Origin of the sequence: Pseudoalteromonas sp. MM17-2, from assembly GCF_022347945.1 — a bacterium.
Classification (GTDB): domain Bacteria; phylum Pseudomonadota; class Gammaproteobacteria; order Enterobacterales; family Alteromonadaceae; genus Pseudoalteromonas; species Pseudoalteromonas ruthenica.
Window position 1 is genome coordinate 1 of record NZ_JAKRFV010000052.1, and the last position, 1,089, is coordinate 1,089.

Annotated in this window: 1 protein-coding gene; it reads left to right on the forward strand. The window is 49.2% G+C overall.

The window, feature by feature from the left end; all coding sequences use genetic code 11:
• Window positions 1-103 precede the first annotated feature (103 nt).
• Complete coding sequence (locus MHM93_RS19340; RefSeq protein WP_239450233.1) at window positions 104-1,054, forward strand: IS30 family transposase; 951 nt, start codon at window positions 104-106, stop codon at window positions 1,052-1,054.
• Window positions 1,055-1,089: the final 35 nt, after the last annotated feature.

Sequence of the window (1,089 nt, forward strand, 5' to 3'; positions counted from 1 at the left end):
CCCGAATTCAGATAATAAGTGCACCACTCATGGTTAAGAGGTGACAGACGATCAACTGCCTGTTGGTGGTATTCTAATGTCGCCAAACAAAAAGAGTATCACCATGAGTTACAAGCAGTTGATCGAAGGGCAACGATACCAGATCGAAGCCTACTTACGCGAGGGTTTTAGCTATAGGGAGATTGGCAAGCGCTTGAACGTTAGCCACAGTACGATTAGCCGTGAAGTGAGGCGCAACTCGTTTCGTCATAATCATTACCTGCCCGAAGTCGCTCACGCCAAGGCACTGAAACGAAGGTGCTTAGCGGCGAAATATCGCGTATCCGCTGTGGCTGTATATCTCGTCGAGTTCGGGTTAAGTCACAAATGGAGTCCAGAGCAGATTGCGGGGGTCAGTAAAATCATTGAGAGCCCCATCAGCCATGAATGGATTTATGGGTTTGTACAGCGTGACAAATTGCGCGGAGGTAAACTGTATAAGCAATTGCGACACAGCCACCGTAAATACCGCAAAGGCAGCCGGGCGAAGCGCGTTATTATCCCAAATCGAGTTGGCATTGAGCACCGACCAGTGATTGTGGACAAGAAGGAAAGGTTTGGGGACTGGGAAGCTGATACCGTATTAGGCAAAAACGGCACAGGTGCCATCGTCAGCTTGGTTGAACGCAAAAGTAAGTTGTATCTGATACGCAAAGTACCAGCGAAAACGGCGGCCGACGTGGGGCGAGCTATGGTTGGCATGTTATGGCGCTACCGCCGCCATGTCTGCACGATTACGGCCGATAACGGTGCAGAGTTCTGTGGTCATGAGATGGTCGCAGATAAGCTGAAAACGGATATTTACTTCGCCAACCCATATTCATCATGGGAGCGAGGATTGAACGAAAATTTCAACGGCTTACTACGTCAATATATCCGCAAAGGCACGGATTTACGCACGGTAAGCGACAAGCAGATTGCAGATATTGAGCGAGCATTGAACGCCAGACCTAGGAAGTGTCTCGGTTACAAGCAGCCTGTCGTTGTGTTCAATGAATTACGCAATGCAGCCTAATTTAGCGAGTGGTGCACTTCGGACTTGAATTCGCG